8 protein-coding genes are annotated in these 7677 nt (G+C 67.1%); 7 read left to right on the top strand and 1 reads right to left on the bottom strand.

Annotated elements, in window-relative coordinates:
* The first annotated feature begins 528 nt into the window (after positions 1-528).
* The 5 genes from ACWEWT_RS38150 (at position 529) to ACWEWT_RS38170 (ending at position 5831) form a co-directional block, all read left to right on the top strand.
* A complete protein-coding gene (locus ACWEWT_RS38150) occupies positions 529-957 on the top strand; it encodes an HIT family protein (protein WP_452565796.1) in 429 nt (142 codons plus the stop codon).
* 207 nt (positions 958-1164) lie between these two features.
* Positions 1165-2097 (top strand): alpha/beta hydrolase, encoded by a 933-nt coding sequence (locus ACWEWT_RS38155; RefSeq protein WP_452565804.1) that lies wholly within the window; start codon positions 1165-1167, stop codon positions 2095-2097.
* 81 nt (positions 2098-2178) lie between these two features.
* Positions 2179-4350, top strand: a complete 2172-nt coding sequence (locus tag ACWEWT_RS38160; protein WP_452565797.1) for a S9 family peptidase — start codon at positions 2179-2181, stop codon at positions 4348-4350.
* A 138-nt stretch (positions 4351-4488) separates the two neighbouring features.
* Positions 4489-5190 carry a DUF2334 domain-containing protein gene (locus tag ACWEWT_RS38165; protein ID WP_452565798.1) on the top strand — a complete coding sequence of 234 codons (702 nt, stop codon included), beginning with the start codon at positions 4489-4491 and terminating at the stop codon, positions 5188-5190.
* 119 nt (positions 5191-5309) lie between these two features.
* Positions 5310-5831, top strand: coding sequence for a MarR family winged helix-turn-helix transcriptional regulator (locus ACWEWT_RS38170; protein WP_452565800.1), 522 nt, complete (start codon positions 5310-5312; stop codon positions 5829-5831).
* Between the two features lie 80 nt (positions 5832-5911).
* Here ACWEWT_RS38170 and ACWEWT_RS38175 read toward each other — a convergent pair whose 3' ends face one another.
* Positions 5912-6556 carry an MBL fold metallo-hydrolase gene (locus tag ACWEWT_RS38175; protein ID WP_452565801.1) on the bottom strand — a complete coding sequence of 215 codons (645 nt, stop codon included), beginning with the start codon at positions 6554-6556 and terminating at the stop codon, positions 5912-5914.
* Between the two features lie 143 nt (positions 6557-6699).
* Between ACWEWT_RS38175 and purS the strand changes: the two genes are divergently transcribed.
* Positions 6700-6936 (top strand): phosphoribosylformylglycinamidine synthase subunit PurS, encoded by a 237-nt coding sequence (gene purS / locus ACWEWT_RS38180; protein WP_452565802.1) that lies wholly within the window; start codon positions 6700-6702, stop codon positions 6934-6936.
* Complete coding sequence (gene purQ, locus ACWEWT_RS38185; RefSeq protein ID WP_452565803.1) at positions 6933-7610, top strand: phosphoribosylformylglycinamidine synthase subunit PurQ; 678 nt, start codon at positions 6933-6935, stop codon at positions 7608-7610. Before purS ends, purQ begins: the two co-directional genes overlap by 4 nt.
* Positions 7611-7677: the final 67 nt, after the last annotated feature.

The following is a 7677-nucleotide window of genomic DNA, read 5'->3' on the forward strand; positions in this document are numbered from 1 at the left end:
TCGAGACTCGCGCCTTCGGCGCATGCGCTTCGAGGCCTGAACGGCGGGACGGGCCTCAACCCTTGGAGGTGTCTCGTAAGACTCGACTCGGGGGGGTGCGGGGGCATCGACGGCCCGGTCGGCATGCGGGCTCGCGGGTGTGTCCAGACCGGCGTGCGGACCTTTGGTTTCCAGTACGCCGGATGGTCGGCTTGCGGGCCTTGTGGTTTCCGCTACGGACGGAGTCGGCATGCGGACCCGTGTCTTCTGCTGCGCCGGCTGGGTCGGCAAGTGCTACCCGGGATCGTCGGCATGCACACCCACAGCCACACCCTTTGTCCACTCCCGGACGGTCGACATTCGCAGGTGGGGCCCGCCCGGTCCTGGAGCGACGAAGCGAAGAAGCGAAGCGACTGAGCGTAGGAGTCGAGAACCGGGGTTGATAGGGCCCCACCACGCGCCGCCGATGAACACAGCCGCGCCGAAGGCGGGGCGAATGAACACAACCCCCACCTCGCGGAGTCGAGGCGCAGCCGATAGACACCTTTCATGGATCCTTATTCGATTTTCGCCGATATCGTCGCGGGGCGGGCGCCCTCCAGCAAGGTCTACGAGGATGACGATGTTCTCGCGTTCATGGATATCCGGCCGATGACGCCCGGTCATCTGCTGGTGGTGCCGAAGACTCCGGCGCGCGAGCTCGCCGAGCTCGACCCGGTGCTGGGCGGGAAGTTGTTCCAGGTGGGGCAGCGGTTGGCGGCCGCGCTGCGGGACAGCGAGGTGGCTTGCGATGGGGTGAATTTCTTCCTGGCCGACGGGGTGACCGCGGGGCAGGAAGTGTTCCACGTGCATCTGCATGTCATTCCACGCACTCCGGGGGACGGGTTCGGTTTGCGGGGGCGGCCGCGGACGCCGCCGCGGGCGGACCTGGACTATCTGGCGGGTTCCATCCGGGGTGCGTTGCAGCGTGGCGCCTGATCGGCGGGTTCCCCGTCGGGGGAGTCGTTTCACGGATCGGGAACAAATCGGTACGTAAGATCATCTGTCGTCTATAGTCAGCATGTTTGCTGAGAATGTGCTGTATATGCGCTGTCGCCGGGTCGGAATGGTGAGCATGGGCATGAGCTAGTTTCCGGGGTGGGCTAGGGAGGTGCGAACGTGCGATATTTTCGGATAGCTGTACTGATGCTGGGGGTGATCGGTTTAGCTGCCGGGCTCCCTGTTCTCCGACCCGCTCCGGCCGCTGCGGCCGAGGTCGTACGCATCGACGAGCTCAGCCCCACGCGTTCGGCGGTGTTCATCGCTTCTTCCGCCATGAACCAGGTCGTGCAGGTGCAGGTGCTGCATCCGGCGGGCGGCGGCAGCCGTTCCAGCTACTACCTGCTGGACGGGCTCGATCCGGGTGTCGGGCAGAGCACCTGGACGAACGCCACCGAAGCCGAACGGTTCTTCCTCGGCAAGAACGTGAACGTGGTCCTCCCGGTCGGCGGCAGGGCCAGCTATTTCACCGATTGGCAGCGCAACGATCCGGCGCTCGGGCACTACCGGTGGGAAACGTTCCTGACCCAGGAGCTGCCGCCGATCATCGACGGTAATTTCGCCGGTAACGGGCAGAACGCGATCGGCGGTCTGTCGATGGGCGGGCACGCCGCGTATATCCTCGCGGCCCGCCATCCGGAGCTGTACACGGCGGTCGCCGGGTACAGCGCCTGCCCGGATACCGGAATGGCGACCGGAGCGGTGCAGTTCTCGATCATGACCAGGGGCGGCAACCCGGACAATATGTGGGGCCCCGCCGGCAGTCCGGAGTGGGCGGCCCACGATCCGGCGCTCATGCTGGACCGGCTGCGCGGTAAAACCCTGTTCCTGTCCACCGGTACCGGTCTGCCCGGTCCGCACGAGCTGGAACTGAAACCGCAGCTGCCGGAGAACATCGTGCTCGGCGGGCCGATCGAATTCGCGGTCGATGCCTGCGTGATCGCCTTCGAACATCGGGCCCGCGCGGCGGGGTTGCCGATCCAGGTCGATTACAGCCCGGTCGGTACACATTCCTGGTCGTACTGGAACGATCATCTGAAGGCGTCCTGGCCGACCATCGGCCCGGCGATCGGTGCCTGACCGGTTCGCTCGGTACGCCGTGGCCGCGGCCTGGACGGTGGTGGCGTCCGCCCTGCCGAGCGGGCCGCTACGGTGGTGGCCATGGCTGACAGTGGTAGTCCGGTAACCGACGCGGCCGCGGCGGTCGCGCCCACGGCGAAGACGGTTCCCTTCGAACGGGTACACCACGGCGATCTGTTCGTCGACGAATACGAATGGCTGCGGGACAAGGAGAACCCGGAGGTCATCGACCATCTCGAGGCCGAGAACGCCTATACCGAGGCCCGGACGGCACATTTGGCGCCGCTGCGCGAGAAGATCTTCGACGAGATCAAGAGCCGCACCCAGGAGACCGATCTGTCGGTGCCGACCCGCCTCGGTGAGCACTGGTACTACTCGCGCAGTTACGAGGGCAAACAGTACGGCGTGCACTGCCGGTGCCCGATCGACGCCGCTGCCGCCGGAATCGACGCCTGGACCCCGCCGCAGCTGGAGGCGGGGACCGAGATCCCCGGCGAACAGGTCCTGCTGGACAGCAATGTGCTGGCCGAGGGGCACGATTTCTTCGCGCTGGGCGCGTTCTCGGTGAGTCACGACGGCAATTTGCTGGCCTTCTCGGTCGATACGGCCGGCGACGAGCGCTACACACTGCGGTTCATGGATCTGCGCTCCGGCGAACTGCTCGGCGACGAGATCCCGCGTACCGCGCCCGGGGCGACCTGGTCGCTGGACGGCAGTCACGTCTTCTATCAGACCGTCGACGAATCCTGGCGGCCCGATACCGTGTGGCGGCATCGGCTCGGCGATACCTCGGCCGCGGATGTGCAGGTGTTCCACGAGCCCGACGAGCGCTACTGGGTGAGTGTCGGCGCCACCAGGTCGGAGAAGTACCTGATGATCTGGGTGGGATCCAAGATCACCACCGAGGGCTGGGTACTGGAATCCGACGATCCGACCGGTGAGTTCCGGGTGCTGCTGCCCCGCCGCGAAGGGGTCGAGTATTCGGCGGAGCACGCGGTGGTGGCGGGACAGGACCGGTTCCTGATCCTGCACAACGACGTGGTCGACGGGGTTAAGGCGGAGAATTTCCTTCTCGCCGAAGCCCCGGCCGACGATCTGTCCCGGCTGCGCACCCTCATCGCGCACCGCGACGATGTGCGGCTGGAGGATATCGACGCCTTCGCCGGGCAATTGGTGCTCAGCTATCGTCGCGAGGCACTGACGCGGGTCGCGGTATGGCCGCTGACCGCCGACGGCTACGGCGAACTGCGCGAACTCGACTTCGAACTGGAGCTCTACAGCGCCGGGCTCGGTTCCTGCCCGGAATGGGATCAGCCCACCCTGCGGCTCGGTCTCACCTCGTTCATCACCCCGACCCAGGTCTTCGACTATGTGGTGGAGACGGGTGCGCTGCTGCTGCGCAAGGAACAGCCGGTGCTCGGCGGGTACGACGCGAACGACTATGTCCAGCATCGGGATTGGGCGGTCGCCCAGGACGGCACCCGGATCCCCGTCTCGATCGTCGCCCGGCGCGACACCGATCGCGCCGCGGGTCCGAAACCGTTGCTGCTCTACGGATACGGCTCCTACGAAGCCAGTATGGATCCGGGTTTCTCGGTATCGCGGCTCTCGCTGCTCGATCGCGGCATGGTTTTCGCCGTCGCCCATGTGCGCGGCGGAGGTGAGATGGGCCGTCTCTGGTACGAGAACGGGAAGACCCTCACCAAGAAGAACACGTTCACCGATTTCGTCTCCTGTGCACAGCATCTCGTCGACAGCGGAATCACCGCACCGGATCGGATGATCGCCGACGGTGGCAGCGCGGGCGGACTGCTGGTGGGCGCCGTCGCCAATATCGCGCCGGAACTCTTCGCGGGTGTACTGGCGAACGTTCCGTTCGTCGACCCGCTCACCTCGATCCTGGACCCGTCGCTGCCGCTCACCGTGATCGAATGGGACGAGTGGGGAAATCCGCTGGCGGACGAGAACGTCTACGAGTACATGAAATCGTATTCGCCCTACGAGAATGTCGAGGCGAAGGATTATCCGGCGATTCTCGCGATCACGAGTATCAACGACACCCGAGTGTTGTACGTGGAGCCCGCGAAATGGGTCGCGAAACTGCGTGCCACCAAGACCGGGGATTCGCCGCTGCTGCTCAAAACGGAGATGAGCGCCGGGCACGGCGGGGTCAGCGGTCGGTACGAGAAATGGCGCGAGGTCGCCTTCGAATACGCCTGGGTGCTGGACACCGTGGGTCTCGGGGAGAAATAGGCCCGGCGGGCGGCGAACCGGATCGTGCCCGAAGTTCGCCGCCCGGTCATATCCACACCACGGGCCGGTCACCGGACCTGCATGTGCGGGTCATCGGCACTGCACGCCACGGACACCTGTGGCTGCCATGGTGGATACATGAACGCTGAGCTGCTCGTTTCGGTATCGGGCGTCCGGGAAGCCACCCGGGACGCGGCGATCGGTTTCGCCGAGGAGATGGATCAGCGCGGGGTGCGGTTGTCGCTGCTGGTGGCGCCGCGCCTGAAGGGCGGATATCGACTGACCGACGATCCCACCACCCAGGTCTGGCTGCGCGGTCGCCGCGGGCGCGGGGACGCTGTGGTGCTGCACGGCTACGACCAGGCCGCCACCAAACCGCGCCGGGCCGAATTCGCTACGCTGCCCAGGCACGAGGCGCTGCTGCGCCTGACCGCCGCCGACCGGATCATGGAGCAGGTCGGTCTGCGCACCCGGCTTTTCGCCGCGCCCCGCTGGGATGTCTCCGCCGGTGCGCTCGCGGCACTGCCCGAGGCGGGGTTCCGGCTATCCCTCGGATTGACCGGTATCCACGATCTGGAACGTAACGTAGTGCAGAAGGCGCGGGTGTTCGGCATCGGGGAAGGTTTCCGGGCCGAACCCTGGTGGTGTCGCGCGCTCGTCCTGGGTGCCGCGCGTACCGCGCGCCGCGGCGGAGTGTTGCGCCTGGCGGTCTCGGCCGCGCAACTGGGCCGCCCGGGTCCGCGGCAGGCGATGCTGGACGCCGTGGATCTCGCGCTCTATCACGGTGCCCGCGGCGAGGTGTACCGCTGGGAAACCGTACGCGCGATACGCGCGGCCTGAGACTCCGCCGCCCCATTCGGCGATAGCGGGGCGGCGGTTCCCGCTTTCCGGAGCCGAGATCGGTCCCGGCGGGCGGAATCCGGATGAACTTGTACCCGCCGCCATGTTATGCATGAGTCATGCATGATCGCCGGACCGCGAATCTGCTCGGCGCCACGGCCCTGGCGGTCACCGATCTGATGCTCGAACGGGTCGCCGAGGACACGGGTATCGGCGCGAGTGCGGCCGCGGCGCTGGTGGTGCTGGCGGGGTCGCCGGGGTTGAGCGGCACCGAACTGGGCCGGCGGGTGGGTTCGAGCCAGCCGGCCGCGGCGCGGATGATCGATACGCTGCTGCGGCGGGAGCTGGTCGAGCGCCGGCCCCGGCGGGGACGCGAAATCGCGGTCCGGCTCACCGATCGCGGGCGCCGTGCCGCCGCCGATATCCTGATCGCCCGCGGCGACTATCTGGCGCAGGTACTCGCCCCGCTCGACCCATCCGAACGCGATACCCTGGCCGCCCTGCTGGACAAGCTGCTGACCGGTCTCTACTCCGATATCGGCAACGCCGGGCTGGTATGCCGCCTCTGCGACCGGCGAGTGTGTACCACCGACGCCACCTGCCCGGTGCGGGCGGCGGCAGAACGGGACGAGCTCGGCTGACCGTGGAGTCCCCGGGCGTGAGGAGCGGGCCCGACGACCCTATCCGGATGCCGTGATCACGGCGCTCGGCGTCTGCGTACTCAGAATTCGGCGTCGTTCTCCGGACGCAGGATCGTGAATTCGGTATCGGCCTTGCGCATCTCGTCGAGCCTGCTGAAATACACACCCCATGCCGGTTCGGCGATGATCCCGTAGTGGATCGGGAAGGCCAGCCGCGGTGCCACCGCGCGCAGATAGTCGACCGCTTCGCTGATCTTCATCCACGGGGCCGCGGCCGGGACAGCGAGCACATCGACCGGGGTGGACGGAACCCACAGCGAATCGCCGGGATGTACGAACCGGGTCGGGTTCGCGGCGGTACCCAGCTGGAAGACGGTGTTGTCGACCACCGGCAGCTCGGGATGGATCACCGCGTGCCGGCCGCCGCCGCCGGTGATGCGCAAACCGTCGAGGTCGACGATATTCCCCGCGTGCAACGCTTCCCAGGCCCCGCCGCGGAGCTCGGCGGTCTGCGGATCCGACAGCAGTCGCGCGCCGGGGTTCGCCTCGATCAGCGGATCGATCCGGTTCGGATCGATATGGTCGGCGTGCTGATGGGTGACGGCGATCGCGTCCAGTCCGGTGAGGCCTTCGAAACCGTGGGAGAACGCGCCGGGATCGAAGAGGATCTTCTTCCCGTTCAGTTCGACGAGTACGCAGGAGTGACCGAAATGGGCTACATGCATGCACGCAAGGCTAGTACTGCATATGTTCGGTCACCCGCCGCGACCTTCCGGCCACCGGGCAATTAGGCTGCTCAGGTAACCCCATCCGCGTCCCGGCGCCGACGCCGGGCGCAGCTCATCCCCTTTTTTGTGAGGAGCAACCCGTGGCACGTGTCGTGGTCGAGGTGATGCCGAAAGCCGAGATCCTGGATCCGCAAGGGCAGGCCATAGCCGGTGCCCTGCCGCGCCTGGGATTCGAAGGCGTCACCGACGTCCGGCAGGGCAAACGCTTCGAACTCGAGGTCGGTGACGATATCAGCGACGATCAACTCGCCGCGATCGCCGAATCGCTGCTGGCCAACACGGTGATCGAGGACTGGAAGGTGGTACGCGTCCCGTGAGCGCTCGTATCGGGGTCATCACCTTCCCCGGCACTCTCGACGATGTGGACGCGGCCCGCGCGGTCCGCCTGGCCGGCGGCGAAGCCGTCGCCCTCTGGCACGGCGACGCCGACCTCAAAGGCGTCGACGCGGTCGTCGTACCCGGCGGATTCTCCTACGGCGACTACCTCCGCTGTGGTGCCATCGCCCGATTCGCCCCGGTGATGGGCACGGTCGTCGAAGCCGCCGGCGCGGGTATGCCGGTTCTGGGCATCTGCAACGGCTTCCAGGTGCTGTGCGAGGCGGGCCTGCTGCCGGGCGCGCTCACCCGCAACGAAGGCCTGCACTTCATCTGCCGGGACCAGTGGCTGAGTGTCGAAGCGGCCGATACCGCGTGGACCTCGCGCTACGAACCGGGGGCCCAGATCCTGGTCCCGCTGAAATCGGGGGAGGGCCGCTACCAGGCCCCGCAGTCGGTCCTCGACGAACTCGAAGGCGAGGGCCGGGTGGTGTTCCGCTATGCGGGAGACAACCCCAACGGCTCGCAGCGTTCGATCGCGGGTATCGCGTCGGCGAACAAGCGGGTGGTGGGGCTCATGCCGCACCCGGAACACGCGACGGAAGCGCTGACCGGGCCCAGTGACGACGGGCTGGGGCTGTTCCTTTCGGTATTGGACGCGCTGGTCGCCTCCTGAGGCTGTGTTTTCGGCGCCGCCTTCGGCGTCGCGGGGGTTGAGGCCCCCTGGTGTCCCGCCGTTCAGG

Source organism: Nocardia sp. NPDC003963 (genome assembly GCF_053605105.1).

Coding starts and splice junctions, on each gene's coding strand:
- ACWEWT_RS38150 (WP_452565796.1), top strand. CDS start 529: ATGGATCCTTATTCGATTTTCGCCGATATCGTCGCGGGGCGGGCGCCC.
- ACWEWT_RS38155 (WP_452565804.1), top strand. CDS start 1,165: ATGCTGGGGGTGATCGGTTTAGCTGCCGGGCTCCCTGTTCTCCGACCC.
- ACWEWT_RS38160 (WP_452565797.1), top strand. CDS start 2,179: ATGGCTGACAGTGGTAGTCCGGTAACCGACGCGGCCGCGGCGGTCGCG.
- ACWEWT_RS38165 (WP_452565798.1), top strand. CDS start 4,489: ATGAACGCTGAGCTGCTCGTTTCGGTATCGGGCGTCCGGGAAGCCACC.
- ACWEWT_RS38170 (WP_452565800.1), top strand. CDS start 5,310: ATGCATGATCGCCGGACCGCGAATCTGCTCGGCGCCACGGCCCTGGCG.
- ACWEWT_RS38175 (WP_452565801.1), bottom strand. CDS start 6,556: ATGCATGTAGCCCATTTCGGTCACTCCTGCGTACTCGTCGAACTGAAC.